General features: G+C 70.7%; 18 protein-coding genes and 1 tRNA gene. 6 read left to right on the top strand and 13 right to left on the bottom strand.

All coding sequences use genetic code 11. The features are described from left to right. Positions 1 to 55 precede the first annotated feature (55 nt). The 5 genes from ABZ464_RS14120 to ABZ464_RS14100 all read right to left on the bottom strand — a co-directional run bounded on the left by ABZ464_RS14120 (position 56) and on the right by ABZ464_RS14100 (position 4,850). The gene (locus ABZ464_RS14120; RefSeq protein WP_359275705.1) at positions 56 to 958 is read right to left on the bottom strand and encodes an LLM class flavin-dependent oxidoreductase; all 903 of its coding nucleotides are present in this window, start codon (positions 956 to 958) and stop codon (positions 56 to 58) included. Positions 959 to 1,000: 42 nt separating this feature from the next. After that, a complete protein-coding gene (locus tag ABZ464_RS14115) occupies positions 1,001 to 1,444 on the bottom strand; it encodes a hypothetical protein (RefSeq protein WP_359275703.1) in 444 nt (147 codons plus the stop codon). A gap of 18 nt (positions 1,445 to 1,462) precedes the next feature. Next, a complete protein-coding gene (locus ABZ464_RS14110) occupies positions 1,463 to 2,011 on the bottom strand; it encodes an RNA 2'-phosphotransferase (RefSeq protein WP_359275700.1) in 549 nt (182 codons plus the stop codon). Positions 2,012 to 2,196: 185 nt separating this feature from the next. Further along, positions 2,197 to 3,966: an SDR family oxidoreductase gene (locus tag ABZ464_RS14105; protein ID WP_359275697.1), complete on the bottom strand. Its 1,770-nt coding sequence runs from the start codon at positions 3,964 to 3,966 to the stop codon at positions 2,197 to 2,199. After that, positions 3,963 to 4,850, bottom strand: a complete 888-nt coding sequence (locus ABZ464_RS14100; RefSeq protein ID WP_359275694.1) for a M24 family metallopeptidase — start codon at positions 4,848 to 4,850, stop codon at positions 3,963 to 3,965. Before ABZ464_RS14100 ends, ABZ464_RS14105 begins: the two co-directional genes overlap by 4 nt. Before the next feature lie 240 nt (positions 4,851 to 5,090). On the opposite strand from ABZ464_RS14100, the gene ABZ464_RS14095 reads away from it, so the two are divergent. From ABZ464_RS14095 to ABZ464_RS14070, 6 genes are all read left to right on the top strand, one after another. After that, on the top strand, positions 5,091 to 6,080 hold the full coding sequence (locus tag ABZ464_RS14095) for an ABC transporter ATP-binding protein (RefSeq protein ID WP_359276183.1): 990 nt from the start codon (positions 5,091 to 5,093) through the stop codon (positions 6,078 to 6,080). Further along, positions 6,070 to 6,978 carry an ABC transporter permease gene (locus ABZ464_RS14090; RefSeq protein WP_359275692.1) on the top strand — a complete coding sequence of 303 codons (909 nt, stop codon included), beginning with the start codon at positions 6,070 to 6,072 and terminating at the stop codon, positions 6,976 to 6,978. Before ABZ464_RS14095 ends, ABZ464_RS14090 begins: the two co-directional genes overlap by 11 nt. Continuing rightward, positions 6,975 to 7,886: an ABC transporter ATP-binding protein gene (locus ABZ464_RS14085; protein WP_359275689.1), complete on the top strand. Its 912-nt coding sequence runs from the start codon at positions 6,975 to 6,977 to the stop codon at positions 7,884 to 7,886. Before ABZ464_RS14090 ends, ABZ464_RS14085 begins: the two co-directional genes overlap by 4 nt. Positions 7,887 to 7,896: 10 nt before the next feature. Then, positions 7,897 to 8,616: an ABC transporter permease gene (locus ABZ464_RS14080; protein WP_359275687.1), complete on the top strand. Its 720-nt coding sequence runs from the start codon at positions 7,897 to 7,899 to the stop codon at positions 8,614 to 8,616. 105 nt (positions 8,617 to 8,721) lie between these two features. Further along, complete coding sequence (locus tag ABZ464_RS14075; protein ID WP_359275684.1) at positions 8,722 to 8,964, top strand: hypothetical protein; 243 nt, start codon at positions 8,722 to 8,724, stop codon at positions 8,962 to 8,964. A gap of 239 nt (positions 8,965 to 9,203) precedes the next feature. Then, positions 9,204 to 9,290 (top strand) — tRNA-Ser (locus ABZ464_RS14070). Between the two features lie 113 nt (positions 9,291 to 9,403). Here ABZ464_RS14070 and ABZ464_RS14065 read toward each other — a convergent pair. From ABZ464_RS14065 to ABZ464_RS14030, 8 genes are all read right to left on the bottom strand, one after another. Next, the gene (locus ABZ464_RS14065; RefSeq protein ID WP_359275682.1) at positions 9,404 to 10,222 is read right to left on the bottom strand and encodes an HAD family hydrolase; all 819 of its coding nucleotides are present in this window, start codon (positions 10,220 to 10,222) and stop codon (positions 9,404 to 9,406) included. After that, complete coding sequence (gene serS / locus ABZ464_RS14060) at positions 10,219 to 11,496, bottom strand: serine--tRNA ligase (RefSeq protein WP_359275679.1); 1,278 nt, start codon at positions 11,494 to 11,496, stop codon at positions 10,219 to 10,221. The genes ABZ464_RS14065 and serS overlap by 4 nt, the downstream gene beginning before the upstream one ends. A 551-nt stretch (positions 11,497 to 12,047) precedes the next feature. Then, positions 12,048 to 12,980 carry a prephenate dehydratase gene (gene pheA, locus ABZ464_RS14055; protein ID WP_359275676.1) on the bottom strand — a complete coding sequence of 311 codons (933 nt, stop codon included), beginning with the start codon at positions 12,978 to 12,980 and terminating at the stop codon, positions 12,048 to 12,050. Positions 12,981 to 13,114: 134 nt separating this feature from the next. Beyond that, on the bottom strand, positions 13,115 to 14,395 hold the full coding sequence (gene efeB, locus ABZ464_RS14050; protein WP_359275673.1) for an iron uptake transporter deferrochelatase/peroxidase subunit: 1,281 nt from the start codon (positions 14,393 to 14,395) through the stop codon (positions 13,115 to 13,117). Between the two features lie 8 nt (positions 14,396 to 14,403). Further along, the gene (locus ABZ464_RS14045; protein ID WP_359275670.1) at positions 14,404 to 16,404 is read right to left on the bottom strand and encodes a copper resistance protein CopC; all 2,001 of its coding nucleotides are present in this window, start codon (positions 16,402 to 16,404) and stop codon (positions 14,404 to 14,406) included. A 13-nt stretch (positions 16,405 to 16,417) separates the two neighbouring features. Then, positions 16,418 to 16,867: a copper chaperone PCu(A)C gene (locus ABZ464_RS14040; protein ID WP_359275667.1), complete on the bottom strand. Its 450-nt coding sequence runs from the start codon at positions 16,865 to 16,867 to the stop codon at positions 16,418 to 16,420. After that, complete coding sequence (locus ABZ464_RS14035) at positions 16,864 to 17,517, bottom strand: SCO family protein (RefSeq protein WP_359275665.1); 654 nt, start codon at positions 17,515 to 17,517, stop codon at positions 16,864 to 16,866. Before ABZ464_RS14035 ends, ABZ464_RS14040 begins: the two co-directional genes overlap by 4 nt. A 121-nt stretch (positions 17,518 to 17,638) precedes the next feature. Next, the gene (locus ABZ464_RS14030; protein ID WP_359275662.1) at positions 17,639 to 18,400 is read right to left on the bottom strand and encodes a YcnI family protein; all 762 of its coding nucleotides are present in this window, start codon (positions 18,398 to 18,400) and stop codon (positions 17,639 to 17,641) included. Between the last annotated feature and the right edge of the window lie 121 nt (positions 18,401 to 18,521).

Below are 18,521 nucleotides of genomic sequence, written 5' to 3'. Positions count from 1 at the left end.
ACAGCAGGAAGGGCTCAGGCGGCCGGTCTTCGCGGTCGGCGACCGGCGGTCGGCGTCAGCCGAGTTGGGCTGGGGCCTCCATGGCGATCTGCTCGAAGACCTTCTCGTCCGCGGCGAAGTCGGAGTCCGGGATGGGCCAGTGGAGCACCAGCTCGGTGAAGCCGAGCTCCTGATGCCGTCCCGCGAAGTCGACGAAGGCGTCCACGGACTCCAGCGGCCGGCCGCGGTCCGGGGTGAACCCGGTGAGCAGGATCTTCTCCAGCTCGTTCACGTCCCGGCCCTCGGCGCCACAGGCTGCGGTCAGCTTCTCGACCTGGCCGCGAATGGCCTGAACCGACTGCTCGGGGGTGCCGTGCTCGTACAGCTTGGGGTCTCCGGTGGTCACCCACGCCTGACCGTGCCGGGCTGCCAGCCGCAGTCCGCGCGGACCGGTCGCCGCGACGGCGAAGGGCAGCCGGGGACGCTGGACGCAGCCGGGGATGTTGCGTGCCTCGTGCGCCGCGTAGAAGGCGCCCTCGTGCGACACGGAGTCCTCGGTGAGCAGCCGGTCGAGCAGCGGGACGAACTCGGCGAGCCGGTCGGCCCGCTCACGCGGGGTCCACGGCTCCTGGCCGAGGGCGGTGGCGTCGAAGCCGGTGCCGCCCGCGCCGATGCCGAGCGTCACCCGGCCGCCGGAGATGTCGTCCAGGGAGATCAGTTCCTTGGCGAGCGTCACCGGGTGCCGGAAGTTCGGCGAGGTCACCAGGGTGCCCAGCCGCAGCCGGTCGGTGACGGCAGCGGCGGCCGTGAGCGTGGGGATGGCGCCGAACCAGGGGCCGTCTCGGAAGCTGCGCCAGGACAGATGGTCGTAGGTGTAGCCCGTGTGGAAACCGAGCTGCTCGGCCCGCGTCCACGCCGAACGGCCCCCTTCGTTCCAGCGGCGGTACGGGAGGATCACGGTGCTCAGGCGCAGACTCATGTCATCGAGCGTATGCGGACGGCCGTGTTTCACGTGAAACAGTCACCGTACGCGACCGGCCAGCCACGGACTGAGGCTCATCGGGAGGTGCTCCTTGTGCACCCGGTCGCCCGGCAGCGGCACCATCAGGGTGTGGCTCGGCGGGAAGCGGCGCGCCTTGACCCAGGCGTGGCCCTCGTAGAGGGCGCGGAGGAAGGCGGGGACGTCGTCGCGGTCCACGTCGGGGCATTCCACGCCGTCGACGGTGATGAGGGCGTCGTCGTCCGGGTAGAGCCGTACGCTCACGGCGGGCCGGCCGCCCAGCTCCACATGGGCCTCGTGGGGCAGCGAGCCGTCCGGGTCGGTGGTGACGCCCACGCCCGCGGCCGTGCGGCGGGAGGTGCGGTCGGCGCCGATGTCGTGGGTGACCTCGAAGGCGAGGCCATAGGTGTCGGCGATCGCGCGGAGCGCGGTGACCGCGGCCTCGGTGGTGGGGAGGTGGTCCATGTCGCCGATCATGCAGGGTCAGTGCTTCTCGGGGAACCGCACATACTGCGGCGGTACGGCCTTCGTCAGCCACACGCCGTTGGCGCTGAGGTGGAAGACATGGCCCTCCCGGTGCATCGCGCCGGTGTCCACGGACAGGACGACGGGGCGTCCCCGGCGGGCGCCCACCCGGGTCGCGGTCTCCCGGTCGGCGGAGAGGTGCACGTCGTGCCGGTTCATCGGCCGCAGCCCCTCGGCCCGGATCGCGTCCACGGAGCGCGCCACGGTCCCGTGGTAGAGGTACGGCGGCGGGGTCGCCGGGGGCAGGCCGAGCTCCACCTCGATGCTGTGGCCCTGGCTGGCGCGGATCCGGGTGCCCTCGATCGCGAAGCGCTTCTTGTCGTTGGTGTCGACGACATGGTCCAGTTCGTCCCGGGTGAAGCGGAAGCCGTGGGCGGCGCATGCCGCGATCAGCCGGTCGATCTCGACCCAGCCGGCCTCGTCGAGGGTGAGGCCGATGCGCTCGGGCTGGTGGCGCAGATGCTTGGAGAGGTACTTCGACACCTTCACGGTGCGTCTGGGGTCCATGCCCTCAGCATGACGGGGGAGACGTGGATCACGCATTTTCTTTTGGGGCCGAGGTTTGATCCACAACCAACAGTGGTTATCCACAGGCGAGTTGGCGTTTCTGTGGACAACTGGCCGCCCCGCCCGGGTCTTTCGCCAAGGTCGCGCGACGAGGCGTGACTTGGGACAGGGCGGCCCAAGTCACCTCAGACCGGCGGCTGCACCCGGGCGAGCGCCCTCAACACCCCGGGCGCGAACCGCGACAGAGCGTGCGCACCGCGCGCCTCCGGTGTCACCGGGACCACGGCCTCGTTGCGGACCACGGCGCGCAGGATCGCGTCCGCGACCTTCTCCGGCGGGTAGTTGCGCAGTCCGTACGCGCGTGTGGCGCGCTTCTGGCGGCGCTTCTCCTCCGCCGCGTCGACGCCCACGAAGGTGGCCGTGGCGGTGATGCCGGTGTTCACCAGTCCGGGACAGATCGCCGTAACGCCGATGCCCTGACCGGCCAGTTCGGCGCGCAGGCAGGCGCTCAGCATCAGGACGGCCGCCTTGGACGTGCTGTAGGCGGGCAGCGCCCTGGACGGCTGAAAGGCGGCGGCGGACGCGGTGTTGACGATGTGACCGCCTTGACCGCGCTCGGCCATCCGCCTGCCGAAGAGCCGGCACCCGTGGATGACCCCCCACAGGTTGACGTCCAGCACCCGGCGCCAGTCCTCGGAGGTGGTGTCGAAGAACGAACCGGACAGCCCCACCCCGGCGTTGTTCACCAGCACGTCCAACACCCCGTACTCGGCGTGCACCTTGTCGGCGAGCTTCTCCATCTCCTGTTCGTCGGAGACGTCCACGGTCTCCGCCCAGGCCTCGGGGGCGCCGATGAGCCGTGACATGTCGGCGGTGCGGGCCGCGCTCTCCGTGTCCCGGTCGACGGCGATCACCCGTGCCCCGGCCTCGGCGAACGCGAACGCGGTGGCCCGCCCGATGCCACTGCCCGCGCCCGTCACCAGCACCAACTGCCCGCCGAAACGGTCGGCATGGCGCCCGGTGGCCCGCGGCGCGGGTTCCCCGGTGGCCTCGACGGACGTGACGAACTCCGTGATCCAGGAGGTGAGCCGGTCGGGACGCGTCCGCGGGATCCAGTGCTTCGCGGGAAGCGTGCGCCGGGTCAACCGCGGAGCCCACTGCTCCAGTTCGTCGTAGAGCCGCTCCGACAGGAACGCGTCGCCCAGGGGCGTGATGAGCTGCACGGGCACGTGCGCGTGCGCGTCGGGACGCGGACGTCGCAGCCGGGTCCGTACGTTGTCCCGGTACAGCCAGGCGCCGTTGGCCGCGTCCGACGGCAGCGACGAGGTCGGGTAGCCGTCGCCCGGCATGTGCTCGGTCCGGCGCAGGATCGCGGGCCAGCGCCTGCCGAGCGGGCCGCGCCAGGCGAGTTCGGGCAGGACGGGCGTGTGCAGCAGATACACGTACCAGGACTTGGCGCCCTGGCCGAGGAGTTGACCGACCCGACGTGGAGTGGGCCTGGTGAGGCGCCTGTTGATCCAGTGACCGAAGTGATCGAGGGACGGTCCGGACATCGAGGTGAAGGACGCGATCCGGCCCCTGGTGCGCTCCACGGTCACGAACTCCCAGGACTGCACCGAGCCCCAGTCGTGCCCCACCAGATGCACCGGCCGGTCCGGACTCACCGCGTCCACGACCGCCAGGAAGTCGTCCGTCAGCTTCTCCAGCGTGAACCCGCCCCGCAGCGGGCTCGGTGCGCTGGACCGCCCGTGGCCCCGGACGTCGTACAGCACCACGTGGAACCGGTCGGCGAGCCGGACCGCGACCTCGGACCAGACCTCCTTGCTGTCCGGATAGCCGTGCACCAGCACGACCACCGGCCGCCCGGGTTCCCCCAGCTCGGCCACGCACAGCTCTATCCCGTCCGTACCGCCGGTCCGCACCCACCGCTCGCGCGCGCCCTGGAGCACCGTCACTTCCCCGCCCTTCCTGCTGCCCAGCGCCGCACTCCCCCACGCTCGAATGCGCTCGCGCGGGGGGACCCCCATGGCAGATCGTCGTCCAGCCAGAAGGCGCTCTCCTCGGGATCCACGGAGTCGGTGACGACCAGGATCTCCTCGAACTTGGCGCCTGTGCCCCGGAACCCGAGATGGGGTTCCACCGCCCACAGCCCGGGCCGCGGCGGATGGTCGGAGAAACGGTACGGCGACCACAGCGGCGACCAGCCCTCGCGGTGCCCGTGCAGCGCGTCCGCCGCCAGCCCCTTCAGCGACTGCGTGCCGAACCCGAACAGACGCGGCGAGAACCGGCGCTCCCGCACCCGGTCCACCTTGTGGGCGATCACCCCGAAGGGGTACGCCCGGTGCCGGTTGGCATACCCCTGGCGGACCATGAGGCGGTCGACGTCCGCGTAGATCTCCCGCAGCGACCGCCGCTCCCGCACCTCGCGCAGGATCAGCTCCCGGTGCGCCTCCAGGTCGGCCGTCAGCCGCTCCTGCACCGGGTGGGCGCCGAGCGCGCCGGAGTAGCCGATGTCCGCCGTGAAGCCCTCCAGGACGGGGGCTATGTCCAGGATGAACGGCATCCCGGGCTCCAGCCGGCGGCCCGTGGGGAAGCACTGGAGCGGGATCCGGAAGCCCGCGAAGGCCGTGCGGTCCCCGAACCAGGCGAATGGCAGGTGGAACCAGTCGCGCACCCCCCGCTCGCGCAGCCACTCCCGCTGCATCCGCGCCGCGTCGCGCTCCGTGACCCCCGGTTCCAGCCGGGCCGCCACCGCCTCGGCGCACTCGTAGGCCAGGCGCTGCACCCGCCTGAATCCCCGCAGCTCGGCGGAGAGTTCGCCCGTCACTGCCGTCGTCATGCCACCTCGTCCCACCGGTCGTCCACCGGTCCCGCGCCGACTGCGGTACGTGTCCGTAACTTGACCACGCCTAATCTGGCGCTTGTTAGAGAAAGCGTCAATAGGGAGGTCGTGAGGCCCTCCCGTAACTCTCAAGAAGGGGGTCCCCCTACGGACCCGTACATCTGAGGTCTGAGGCGAAGACGGCTCTGAGGTCTGACGATGTCCGTGGCGCGCGTCACTACATTCGAAGCTGTGACTGTGATCGCGACCGAAAGCCTGAGCAAGCGGTTCCCCCGGGTGACCGCGCTCGACCGGCTGTCCGTGGACATCGGACCCGGTGTGACGGGACTGGTCGGAGCCAACGGCGCCGGCAAGTCCACGCTCATCAAGATCCTGCTGGGTCTCTCGCCCGCCACCGAGGGCCGCGCCGAGGTGCTCGGCCTCGACGTGGCCACCAAGGGCGCCGCCATCCGCGAGCGGGTCGGCTACATGCCGGAACACGACTGCCTGCCGCCCGACGTCTCGGCCACCGAGTTCGTCGTGCACATGGCCCGCATGTCCGGCCTGCCGCCCACCGCCGCGCGCGAGCGCACCGCGGACACCCTGCGCCATGTCGGGCTGTACGAGGAGCGCTACCGCCCCATAGGCGGCTACTCCACGGGCATGAAACAGCGGGTCAAGCTCGCCCAGGCCCTGGTGCACGACCCTCAGCTGGTCTTCCTCGACGAGCCGACCAACGGCCTCGACCCGGTCGGCCGCGACGAGATGCTCGGCCTCATCCGCCGCATCCACACCGACTTCGGCATCTCGGTCCTGGTCACCTCCCACCTCCTGGGCGAACTGGAGCGCACCTGCGACCACGTCGTGGTCGTCGACGGCGGCAAGCTCCTGCGCTCCAGTTCCACCACCGACTTCACCCAGACCACCACCACCCTGGCGATCGAGGTCACCGACACCGACGCCCACCCGGACGGCACCCGCGCGGTCCGCGAGGCACTCCACGCGCGCGGCGTGGAGATCGTGGAATCCGGCGCGGGCCTGCCCGGCGCCGGCCACATCCTGCTGCTGACCGCCCAGGGCGAGGAGACCTACGACCTCGTCCGCGACGTGGTCGCCGACCTCGGAATCGGCCTGGTCCGCATGGAACAGCGCCGGCACCACATCTCCGAGGTCTTCACCGACAGCGCGGACAGCCGGACGCCGGACGGCGACACGACCAGGAAGGAGGCCGTCGGCCATGGCGGTTGACCAGCCCGTCACCACCCCCGCGGGGGACCAGACCCGTATCCACAACATCGGCTACCGCAGCTACGACGGCCCCCGCCTCGGCCGCGCCTACGCCCGCCGCTCCCTGTACTCGCAGTCCCTGCGCGGCGCCTACGGCCTCGGCCGCTCGGTGAAGTCCAAGGTGCTGCCCATGCTGCTGTTCGTGGTGATGTGCGTGCCCGCGGCCATCATGGTCGCCGTCGCGGTGGCCACGAAGGCCAAGGAACTCCCCGTCGACTACACGCGCTACGCGATCATCATGCAGGCCGTCATCAGCCTGTACGTCGCCTCGCAGGCGCCCCAGTCCGTCTCCCGCGACCTGCGCTTCAAGACCGTCCCGCTGTACTTCTCCCGGCCCATCGAGACCGCGGACTACGTACGCGCCAAGTACGCGGCACTGGCCTCCGCGTTGTTCGTCCTCACCGCCGCCCCCCTCCTCGTGCTCTACGTCGGCGCGCTGCTGGCCAAGCTCGACTTCGCCGACCAGACCAAGGGATTCGCCCAAGGACTCGTCTCCGTGGCCCTGCTCTCCCTGCTCTTCGCCGGCATCGGCCTGGTCATCGCCTCGGTGACCCCCCGCCGCGGCTTCGGCATCGCGGCCGTCATCGCCGTCCTGACCATCTCCTACGGCGCCGTCTCCACCCTCCAGGCCATCGCCGACGCCCAGAACAGCACCGACGCCGTCCCCTGGATCGGACTGTTCTCGCCGGTCACCCTCATCGACGGCGTCCAGTCCGCCTTCCTCGGCGCCGACTCGGCCTACCCCGGCGCCATGGGCCCGAGCACCGGTGAGGGCGTCGTGTTCGTCCTCGTCGTCCTCGGCCTGATCGCCGCCAGCTACGGCCTCCTGATGCGCCGCTACCGGAAGGTGGGCCTGTGACCACGCTCCACATCGACCATGTCTCCCGCTGGTTCGGCAACGTGGTCGCCGTCAACGACATCACCATGACCATCGGCCCCGGAGTCACCGGCCTGCTCGGCCCCAACGGCGCCGGGAAGTCCACCCTGATCAACATGATGGGCGGCTTCCTCGCCCCCTCCACCGGCACCGTCACCCTCGACGGAGAGCAGGTCTGGCGCAACGAGGCCATCTACAAGCACATCGGCATCGTCCCCGAGCGCGAGGCGATGTACGACTTCCTCACCGGCCGCGAGTTCGTAGTCGCCAACGCCGAACTGCACGGCCTCGGTGACAAGGCCGCCCAGCGGGCACTGGCCACGGTGGAGATGGAGTACGCGCAGGACCGCAAGATCGCGACCTACTCCAAGGGCATGCGACAGCGCGTGAAGATGGCGAGCGCCCTCGTCCACGACCCCTCGCTGCTCCTGCTCGACGAGCCCTTCAACGGCATGGACCCGCGCCAGCGCATGCAGCTCATGGACCTGCTGCGGCGCATGGGCGACGAGGGCCGCACCGTGCTGTTCTCCTCCCACATCCTCGAGGAGGTCGAGCAGCTCGCCCGGCACATCGAGGTCGTCGTCGCCGGACGGCACGCGGCCAGCGGCGACTTCCGCAGGATCCGCCGCCTCATGACCGACCGCCCGCACCGCTATCTGGTGCGTTCCAGCGACGACCGCGCCCTCGCGGCCGCACTGATCGCCGACCCGTCGACCTCCGGCATCGAGGTGGACCTGGCCGAGGGCGCACTGCGCGTCCAGGCCGTCGACTTCGGCCGCTTCACCGCGCTGCTGCCGAAGGTCGCCAGGGACCACGGCATCCGGCTGCTGACGGTCTCGCCGTCCGACGAGTCCCTCGAGTCCGTGTTCTCGTACCTGGTCGCGGCGTAGGAGGCCGAAGATGTACGACCCCACAGTCGCCCGGCTCACCTACCGGGCCCTGCTCGGCCGCCGTCGGGCCCTCATCCTGGGCGCCCTGCCCCTGCTGCTGATCGTGATCTCCCTGGTCGTCAGAGCCCTGACCGGCCCCGACGACCAGACGGCCGCCGACCTGCTCGGCGGGCTCGGGCTGGCCACGATGGTGCCGATCATCGGCGTCATCGCCGGCACCGGCGCGATCGGCCCGGAGATCGACGACGGTTCCGTGGTGTACCTGCTGTCCAAGCCGATCAAGCGGCCGACGATCATCTTCACCAAGCTGATCGTGGCGATCGCGGTGACCATGGTGTTCTCGGCCCTGCCGACGCTGATCGCCGGGTTCATCCTCAACGGCAACGGCCAGCAGATCGCCGTGGCCTACACGGTCGCGGCCCTGGTCTCCTCCATCGCCTACGCCGCCCTCTTCCTGCTGCTGGGCACGGTGTCCCGGCACGCGGTGGTCTTCGGGCTCGTCTACGCCCTGGTCTGGGAGGCCCTGTTCGGGTCCCTGGTGCCGGGCGCGCGCACCCTCAGCGTCCAGCAGTGGTCGCTGGCCGTCGCCCACAAGGTGGCCGGCGGGGATCTGGTCACCTCCGACGTCGGACTGACGACGGCGACGGTGCTGCTGGTCGCGGTGACCGTCCTGGCCACCTGGTACGCGGGACAGAAGCTGCGGGCGCTGACGCTGGCGGGCGAGGAGTAGAAGGGGCGGGAGTGGGGCCTCCGTCGCTCTTGACGGGGGCTTCACCTCCTCCCGGGCACACTGGGCCGAAGGATTGCGGCCCATCAGGAGGGCAGGAGGCCGGGGATGGCAGACAGGACGTCACAGCGCGGCGGTCGCGAGGAATCGGGTGACGAGATCTGGGACGACCTCGTTCTGGACGAGGACTTCGTCCGGGCCGCCGAGACCTCCGAGCCGTCCGCCCGGGCCCGGATGCTCGCCGCACGCTGGCGGGCCGAGGAGCCCGAACCGCAGCCGTGGCGCTCCGACGAGCCGCCCGCCGGATGGTTCTTCAGCAAGGCCCGTCGCCGCAGGTGGCGCCGCCGGTAGCACACCTGTTTTATTCAGTGGCGCCCAACTCGTGCACCGGGCACAGTGGTTGTCGTCCACCACGAGCTGGGAGAGGAGCGGGGCGATGTCCATGCACGGCAGTACGTCCAGCTCCCGACAGGGCAGCCGGCGGCGGGCTTCGGAGTAGTTACCCCTCCAGGAAGCCCCGGTCGCACGGGGAGCTGCCCGGGGCGGCCGCTTCGAGCACGCGATGTCGCTCTCGCGTGGGCCGCCCACCCGGAGGATTGGCCGAGTGGCAAGGCACCGGTTTGCTAAACCGCGGTCGGGGGTCACACCCCGCGCACGTTCGATCCGTGCATCCTCCGCAAGACATTGAACGCAGGACGAGTGGACCCACCAGGGGCGCGGGGCTGTATCGATTTGCGGCTCCGCCGCGTGGGCGCGACCAGCCAAGACGGCGCCTCGCCCGCCCCCGACCTCAGCCCAGCAGACGCTCCACGACCACCGCGACCCCGTCCTCCTCGTTCGAGGACGTCATCTCGTCGGCCACAGCCTTGAGCTCCTCGTGGGCGTTGGCCATGGCCACCCCCCACGAGGCCCACGCGAACATGGGCACGTCGTTGGGCATGTCGCCGAAGGCGATGGTCTCGGCGGCCTTCACACCCAGCCGGCGGGCCGCCAGGGAGAGCCCCGTGGCCTTGGACAGCCCCAGAGGCAACAGCTCCACGATGCCCGCACCGGCCAGCGCGACGGTCACGAAGCCCCCCGCGGCCCGGCGGGCGGCATCCGCCAGCTCGTCGTCCGTGAGGGTCGGATGCTGTATGTAGATCTTGCTCAGCGGGGCCGCCCACAGGTCGGACGCGTCCGTGAACGGCGTCGACGGCAGCCTGCCGGTGACGGAGTAACCGGGCCCGACCAGCACATCGCCGTCCAGCCCGTCCCGGCTCGCCGCCAGATGGAGCGGGCCGACCTCCGCCTCGATCTTCGCGAGGGCCACCCCGGCGAGCCGGCGGTCCAGGGTCACCGAGGTCAGCAGACGGTGCGCGCCGGCGTCGTACACCTGCGCGCCCTGGCCGCAGACCGCGAGGCCCTCGTAGCCGAGGTCGTCGAGGATGTGCCGGGTCCAGGGGACCCCGCGGCCGGTGACGACGATGTGCGCCGCGCCTGCCGCGGTGGCGGCGGCGAGCGCGTCACGGGTGCGCCGTGAGACCGACTCGTCGGAGCGCAGGAGCGTTCCGTCGAGGTCGGTCGCGATCAACCGGTAGGGGAACCCCCCGGAGGCAGACGCGGTGCTCACTTGGCGGTCGGCTCCAGGACCTCTCGGCCGCCGAGGTAGGGGCGCAGCACCTCGGGCACCCGCACCGAACCGTCGGCCTGCTGGTGGTTCTCCAGGATGGCGACGATCGTGCGCGGGACGGCGCACAGGGTGCCGTTGAGCGTGGCCAGCGGGCGGACCTGCTTGCCCTCGCGGAGGCGGATCGACAGCCGGCGGGACTGGAACTCGGTGCAGTCCGAGGTCGAGGTCAGCTCGCGGTACTTGCCCTGGGTCGGGATCCACGCCTCGCAGTCGAACTTGCGGGCCGCAGAGGAGCCGAGGTCACCAGTGGCGACGTCGATCACCCGGAACGGCAGCTCCAGCGAGGTCAGCCACTGCTTCTCCCACTCCAGCAGACGCTGGTGCTCGGCCTCCGAGTCGTCCGGGTGGACGTAGGAGAACATCTCGACCTTGTCGAACTGGTGGACGCGGAAGATGCCCTTGGTGTCCTTGCCGTGCGAACCGGCCTCGCGGCGGAAGCAGGGCGAGAAACCGGCGTAGCGCAGCGGGAGGCGCTCGGCGTCGATGATCTCGTCCATGTGGTACGCGGCGAGCGGGACCTCGGAGGTGCCGACCAGATAGAGGTCGTCCTTGTCGAGGTGGTAGACGTCCTGGGCCGCCTGGCCGAGGAAGCCGGTGCCCGCCATCGACTGGGGGCGCACCAGCGCCGGGGTCAGCATCGGCGTGAAGCCGGCCGCCGTGGCCTGCGCGATCGCCGCGTTTACCAGGGCCAGCTCCAGCAGTGCGCCGACGCCGGTGAGGAAGTAGAAGCGGGAGCCGGAGACCTTCGCGCCGCGCTCGACGTCGATCGCGCCGAGGATCTGGCCGAGCTCCAGGTGGTCCTTGGGCTCGAAGCCCTCGGCGCCGAAGTCACGGATCGTGCCGTGCGTCTCGAGGGTGACGAAGTCCTCCTCGCCGCCGACGGGCACGTCGGGGTGGACGAGGTTGCCGAGCTTGAGCAGCAGCTCCTGGGTCTCGGCGTCGGCCGCGTCGCGCTCGGCGTCGGCGGTCTTGACGTCGGCGGCGAGCTGGCCCGCCTGCTTCAGCAGCTCGGCCTTCTCCTCGGCGGAGGCCTTGGGGATCAGCTTGCCGAGCGACTTCTGCTCGTTGCGCAGTTCGTCGAAGCGGACGCCGGACGACCTGCGCCGCTCGTCGGCAGACAGGAGAGCGTCGACGAGCGCGACGTCCTCTCCACGGGCGCGCTGGGACGCGCGCACACGGTCGGGGTCCTCACGGAGCAGGCGAAGGTCAATCACGCGGTCAAGGCTACCGGTGCCCGGTTGCGGCTCACGACTCACTATTCCGGACCGCACCGAACGTTCCGAAACGCGGCTTACGTTCCGTTGTGGGGGAATTGCCGAGCGTGTCAAGGAAAAGTGTCTCATTCCCTGGGACGGGGCAGGTGACGGGCGTCGCCTTGACTCGATTTCCTTGCGCGAGGGGGCACTTGGACGCCGAGTTGTCCACAGGGATCCACACCCCGAGTGAGTTATCCACAGGGTGTGCGAAAGATCTGTGGACATCGAAATGGATCATTCCGAGATGCCTCGACGACACGAGGAATTCCCGTTCCCGACGCCCTCCGCGCCCACTTTCGAGTGGAAATGGGTCGCCCCAAAGGATTGATCGAAGGAAACGGGTGGACGAAGGGTGATGTGCGCGGCTGTGGGCCCGCTTGGGCCCTCCGGGGCGATTTGTCGACTGGGTGGTGCTTCGTTGTCGACTTGTCCCCAGGTCGAGAAGCCCACCTGTGGATAACTTCTGTGGATAACGAAGACGTGGAGAGAGAAGCCGCCCCGCCCCGGTTCTAGAAGCGGCCGTCCTGGCAGCGCGCCACCCAGTCCGCCGACGCCACGAACTCCCGGTCGGAGGTCCCGGTCAGCGGAGCCGGTACGTCCGCCACGGTCGCGTCCGCCCGCGGGTACGAGCCGAGGAAGCGCACATCGCGGCAGATCCGCTTCAGCCCCATCAGCGCGTCCGCCACGCGGCGGTCGGTGATGTGGCCCTCGGCGTCGATGCAGAAGCAGTAGTTGCCGATGCCGGCGCCCGTCGGCCGGGACTGCAGCACCATGAGGTTGACACCGCGGGTGGCGAACTCGCCGAGTAGATCGCGCAGCCCGCCGGGGTGGTCGTCGCGCTGCCACAGCACGATCGACGTCTTGTCCGCGCCCGTCGGCGCCGCGGGCCGGGCGGGCCGGCCGACGAGCACGAACCGGGTCTGGGCGTTCTCGGCGTCATGGATCCCGGTCTCCAGGGCGGTGAGACCGTACCGGGCGGCCGCGAACTCGCCCGCGAAGGCGGCGTCGTAGCGGCCCTCCTGGACCAGCCGGGCGGCGTCCGCGTTCGAGGCGGCCGACTCCCAGACGGCGTCGGGCAGGTTCGCCTTGAGCCAGTTGCGCACCTGCGGCTGGGCCGCCGGATGCGCGGAGACCGTCTTGATGTCCGACAGCGTGGTGCCGGGCCGCACCAGCAGCGCGAAGGTGATCGACAGCAGCACCTCGCGGTAGATCATCAGCGGTTCGCCCGCGACCAGCTCGTCCAGCGTGGTGGTGATCCCGCCCTCGACGGAGTTCTCGATCGGCACGAACGCGGCCTCGGCCTCGCCGCCGCGCACCGCGTCGAGCGCGGACTGCACCGACACGTACGGGATCAGCTGCCGGGTGGCGGTCTCCGGAAGCGTGCGCAGGGCGACCTCCGTGAAGGTGCCCTCAGGGCCGAGATACGCATAGCTCGCTGGCATGACCTCACCCTAATGGCCCTTGCGGAACCACGGGCCGCCGTCTCACGAGCACCCCTCCCACGAATGAATCCGCGTAACCCCGGGCGCACCCGTTGGACCAGACCGGAGAACCGGCCCGCCACACGAGCCCCACCTCACCCTTCCAGCAACGCCTGCCCCACATATCCCCCCTCCGCCGCCCCGCCGGGCACCGCGAAGAGGCCGCTGGACTCATGGCGGATGTACTTCGACAGGGCGTCCCCGCGGTCCAGCTTGCGCTGCACGGTGACGAACCCGCGCAGCGGGTCCGCCTGCCAGCACACGAACAGCAGGCCCGCGTCGGGGGTGCCGTCCGCGTCGATGCCGTCGTGGAAGGAGAAGGGCCGCCGCAGCATGGCCGCGCCGCCGTTCTGGTCGGGCCGGGTGATCCGGGCGTGCGCGTTGAGCGGGACGACCAGATCGCCGTTCGCGTCGGTCTTCTCCAGGTCCATCGCGGTCGTCTCGCCGCCCCCGGTCAGCGGCGCCCCGTCGGACTTGCGCCGCCCGATGACCTGCTCCTGCGCCTTGAGCGACAGGTTCTCCCAGTCGTCGAGGAGCATGCGGATACGGCGTACGACGGCATAGGAGCCGTTCGCCATCCAGGCGGGGTCCTTGGTGCTCTTCGCCGGGACGAAGATGCGCTCGTCGAAGTCGGACTCGGTCGGCTTGGGATTGCGGGTGCCGTCCATCTGGCCCATCAGATTGCGGGCCGTCATGGGGTGGGCGGTGGCGCCCGGGGTGCGGTTGAAGCCGTTCATCTGCCAGCGGACCTTCGCCGCGCTGCCCGCGTCCTTCTGGATCGCGCGCAGGGCGTGGAAGGCGACCAGGGCGTCGTCCGCACCGATCTGCACCCACAGATCGCCGTTGCTGCGGGTCCTGTCGAGGTGGTCGGAGGAGAAGTCAGGCAGCGGGTCCAGGGCGACCGGGCGCTGCTTGTCCAGACCGGTGCGCGCGAAGAAGCTGTTGCCGAAGCCGAAGGTGATCGTCAGCGAGGACGGCCCCGCGTCCCGGGCGATGTCCGTGTCGTCGTTCGGGGCCGCCTCGCCCGCCATCAGCAGACGTGCCGTCTGCGACCAGCGGCGCAGCAGCGCGGCGGCCTCCTTGCGGCCCGCACCGGCCGCCAGGTCGAAGGCCACCAGATGCCCGCGTGCCTGGAGGCTCTGGGTGATGCCGGGCTGGTGTTTCACGTGAAACGGCGCCTGCCCCGCGCCGATCGAGGACAGCGGGGCCGCTTGCGCCGGCGCCGCCGCATAGCCCGCGGCGGCGCCTGCCGCACCGAGCACCAGCCCGGTGGCACCGGCGGTGCCGAGCAGCCGGCGTCGGGTCAGCCGTGGCGCCCCCTCCTCGGAGGAGGGGGTCTCCGGCTCATGGACTTCGGTGGTGGACTGGTCAGGCATGGTGCGGTTCAGCCGATCTGCGCGTTCTTGGAGACGGTCACCTGGTCGATGTCGGAGGTCCGCACGGTCACGGAGATCTTCCATTCGCCGGCCATGGGGATCTGCACCCCGTTCGCCGCCCAGTGGCCGGTGGTGATGTGGTCGGGGGCGACGGACAGCGGCCCGATGTTCTTGGCTTCGAGGGTGAAGGCGACCTTGACCTCGGGGACGTCGAAACCGCGGCCGTTGGGCCGGGTCACATAGACGTGCATCTCATTGGCGCCGGCCCGGGCGGGGTCGATGTCCACGCTGACGACGCCCTTGCCGTCGGTGCCGCCGGTGTCGAAGGACATGTCCAGCGTCAGGGCGCCCGAGGTGGAGTCCGACGAGGAGGACGACGAGGAGGCGCTGGACGACGCGGTGGCCTTGGCGGCCTCCAGCTCCGTACGGCCGGGCTCGGTCGAGGTCAGCGCGGTGGTGACGGCGAGCAGCACGACGGCGACACCGGCCTCGGCGAGCACCGAGCGGCGCAGCCCGAAGCGGTGGGGGTCGCCGTCCCGCAGCCGCTTCTCCCGCGCGGTGTCCACGGCGGCCTGCTGCCGGGCGAGCTGCGCGGCACGTTCCGAGTCCTCCGCCCCCTTGGAGCCACCGGCTCCCGCCGGACTGGTCACATGCTCCTTGGCAGGCTGCTTCGCGTCGGCCTTCTCGGCTTCTGCGGCTTCTGCGGCAGCCACGGTGGCGACGGCCGTGTCCCCCAGCCGGGCCGTCCACCGCCGGGAGATCCAGGCGATGCCGACGAGCACGGTGACCAGGCAGATCTTCACCAGGAGCAGCTGGCCGTAGCGGGTCTCGGTGAAGGCCGACCAGGAGCCGAGCTGGCGCCAGGACTGGTAGACGCCGGTCGCGACCAGGGCGATGACGCTACCGAAGGCGACCTGGGAGAAGCGGTGGACGGCCCCGGCCTCGACGGGCCGGTCCGCGGGCGCCCGGTAGAGGGCGACGAGCAGCGCGGCGAGCCCGCCCAGCCAGGCGGCGACCGCCAGCAGGTGCAGGATGTCGACCGGCATCGCGATGCCCGGCTGCAGCCCGGTCGAGGCGTGCTCGGCCATGGCCCAGCTCGCGGCGAGCCCTGCGGCCACCACGGTCCCGCCGACCGCGAGCCCGAAGGTGAGGTCCCGCTTCTCCTCGTCCTCGCTTGAATCAGGCTCTCGGCGCGAAGCGCCGTCGTTCAGGGTGGTGGTGGGAGACGGGTGGGCGTACGCGCCGAACAGGACGGCGATGAACAGCGCCGCCGCGGCGAGCAGCAGCAGCCGGGAGACGAGGGCCGCGCCCGTCTTGGTCTGCAGGACCTGACCGAGCAGCTCCAGGTCGAAGATGTCGCCGACCTTCCCGGAGCTGGTGTAGGAGCCGCGCAGGAGCAGCAGGAACAGCGTGGCCGCGGTCATCGCGAGCCAGCCGGAGACCACCAGCCGCTGCACCGCCCGTACCCCGGTGCCGCGCTGCCAGCAGGACAGCACGAAGGCGGCGCCGCCGACCATCACGATGAACCCGGCGTACGACACGTACCGCCCGAAGCCGTAGAGCCCGCCGACGACCCCGCCGCCGGCCGCCTGGTCCGAGACCGAGACGCTGGTCTTGGAGGGGGAGCCGATGGAGAAGGTGTAGGCGCCGGCGACGGGATGGCTGTCGGCGGACACCACCTGGTAGGTCACGGTGTACGTGCCGTCGGGCAGCCCCGAGTGGAGCTGCACGGCGTACGAGGTGCCGCTGACGTTGGACGGCTTGCCCTTGTCGACCTCGGCGCCCTTGGGGTCGAGGACGTGCAGCGAGTCGTCGTTCAGGGAGACGGTCTCGGAGAAGGTCAGCGTCACCTGGGTGGGTGCCTTGTCGACCACCACCCCCTGTGCGGGGTCGCTGCCCGTCAGCGCGGCATGCGCGGCGGCCGGTCCGGCGCCGGCGAGAAGCGCGCCGGTGACCGCCAGGAACAGCAGCACGATCATCCGCACGCGGGGGGCGATGGTCTGCCTCACGGTGGTCCTTCCCTCAGTGGCCGGTCTTGGGGCTGTACACGGCCGACTCCACCGGGATCTCGACCTTCAGCGGACCGGACTCGGCGAAGTGCAGTTCGACGTCGACCGTCTCGCCCTGCACCGGCTTGCGCTTCAGCTTCTCGAACATCAGATGGTTTCCCCCGCTCTTGAACACGAGTTGACCGTGCGCGGGCACCGCCAGCGAGGTGACCTCCTCCATCGAGGACCCGACGGTCTCGTGGAGGGTGACGCTGCCGGCGACGGCACTGGTGACGGAGGTCAGTTCGTCCTTGGCGCCGCCCTTGTTGACGACGGTGAGGAAACCGGCGGCCATGGTGTCGGAGACGGGCTGCGGTATGTAGGGGGACTCGACGGACAGTTCGGCCTTGCCGTCGGAGCCGCAGCCCGCCAGCAGGAACGCCCCGGCGATCACCACCGCGGTGGCCGACGCGGGATGCCTCACGGGTTCTGCCCCTTCATGATCTTGGGCAGGTCCTTGGTGTAGTCGTCGACGGTGGCGTCCTCGCCGTACAGCAGATAGCCGCCGTCCGTCTTCGGGGAGAAGGCGATGACCTGGGTGCCGTGGGTGGACACCATCTTGCCGTTCTTGTCCTTGTGCGGCGGCTCGACGGAGATGCCGACGGTGCGTGCGGCCGCCTGGATGGTGGCGAACTTGCCGGTGAGGCCCACGACCTGCGGGTCGATGCCCTTGAGCCACTTGCCGAGCGCGGCCGGGGTGTCCCGGTCCGGGTCGGTGGTGACGAACACCACGCGCAGCTCGTCCTGGTCGGCCTGGGACAGCTGCTTTTTGGCGACGGCGATGTTGCTCATCGTCAGCGGGCAGACGTCCGGGCAGTTGGTGTAGCCGAAGTAGATCAGCGTGGGGTGGCCCTTGGTCTCCTTGCGGAGGTCGTACGACTTGCCCCCGGTGTCGGTGAGGACCAGGTCCGGCTTGGTGAAGGGCTGGTCGAGCACGGTCGCGGCCTGCTGCTTGCCGTTCTCCTCGGAGACCGCGGCGACGGAGGTGTCGGCGCTGTCGCCGCTGCCGCAGGCGGAGAGGGTGAGGGTGGCGGCGGCGAGCAGCGCGGCCGCGGCGAACGTCTTCTTGCGCATAGAGAAATGTCCCAGATGTGTGAACTCCGGTACGCACCGGGGCCGTGCGTCCGTGCGGTTGCACGGGCCCCGGCGCGTACGGCGGTACGACGGTACGGGTACTGCGGTGGAGCGGGGTCGGTCAGGCGTCGGACGTCGTACGGCGGCGGCCGGCGAGCACGCCGTACGCCACCCCGGCGGCGCCGACGACGATGCCGACCACGCCGAGGACCCGGGCGGTGGTGTCGCTGCCGCCGGAGGAGTCGGCGGCCTCGGTGGCGGCGGAGGCGGCCTTGGCGTCGTCGGAGGACTCGGCGGACTCGTCGGAGGCGTCCTCGGCGGTGGCCGCGCCCCCGTGGTGGTCCTCGGTGGCGGCGGACAGGGCGAGCACGGGCGCCGGGTTCTCCGGCTCCTCCGCGCCGTCCTCCTGCACCTCGATCCAGCGCACGACCTCGCCGCCCGAGTAGGTCTGGATCGCCTTGAAGACCAGCTCGTCCGTGTCCTCGGGCAGGGCGCCCATGGAGACCGGGAACCGCTGGATGTAGCCGGGCTCGATGCCCTTGCCGTCGGCGGTCCAGGTGACCTTGGAGACCGCCTCGTTGATCTTCTGGCCGTGCACCTCGAGCGGCTTGGCCAGCTTGGTCTTGGTGACGGTGGCCTTCCAGCCGGCGATCTTCTCCGGCATCACCGAGGCCAGCGGGTGGTCGGTCGGGAAGCTCACCTCGAGCTTGGTGGTCGAGGCGTCGTCGCGCTCGTTGGGGACGCGGAAGTTGACCAGGGCGTAGCCGCCCTTGGCGGCCGTGCCGTCCGGCTGCACGCTGACGTGCGCGAACGCGGGCGAGGACAGCAGGAGGACGGCGGAACCGGCGACGGCAGCGGCGGCGGCGATACGAGAGGCCTGCATGGCGAGGAGCACTCCACTGTGAGTGAGGTCCGATGGTGGGAGGCGTACGCGACGGGCCGGCCGGAACCGGCGGGAAGCCGGACCGCAAAGGCGGCAAACGCGCACGCACGCGTGCCGCACG

It is taken from the genome of Streptomyces sp. NPDC005820 (assembly GCF_040630255.1).
GTDB lineage: Bacteria > Actinomycetota > Actinomycetes > Streptomycetales > Streptomycetaceae > Streptomyces.
This window is presented reverse-complemented; position numbering and strand designations above follow the sequence as displayed.